The organism is Leucobacter celer subsp. astrifaciens (genome assembly GCF_001273835.1).
In the GTDB taxonomy this organism is placed as follows: domain Bacteria; phylum Actinomycetota; class Actinomycetes; order Actinomycetales; family Microbacteriaceae; genus Leucobacter; species Leucobacter celer.
This window is the reverse complement of sequence record NZ_JHEI01000235.1, coordinates 1-269: the sequence shown is the minus strand read 5'-3', so window position 1 is coordinate 269 and position 269 is coordinate 1. Positions and strand designations below refer to the sequence as shown.

At 60.2% G+C, this 269-nt stretch carries 1 pseudogene; it reads left to right on the top strand.

Annotation, left to right across the window (positions count from 1 at the left end):
- Positions 1-84: 84 nt before the first annotated feature.
- Positions 85-269, top strand: a pseudogene (locus AMS65_RS18380) (M1 family metallopeptidase); the annotation flags it as partial.

Below are 269 nucleotides of genomic sequence, written 5' to 3'. Positions count from 1 at the left end.
ATTCCGGAGTGGTCGTTCGTTGATTCGTCGGTGCGGCAGTCGCTGAAAGACACGATTGCGACTCGACGCGGGCAGATCCAGGGGATGATCCAGTTTCTGGAAACAAAGTACGGGCCGTACCCCGGCAACAGCACCGGCCTCGTGTTCGACGTGACGAGTCTCGGGTATGCGCTCGAGACGCAGGATCGCTCGTACTTCGAGGGTAACGTCAGCGTCAGCACACTGGTCCACGAACTCGCGCACCAGTGGTTCGGTGATGAGGTGAGCCC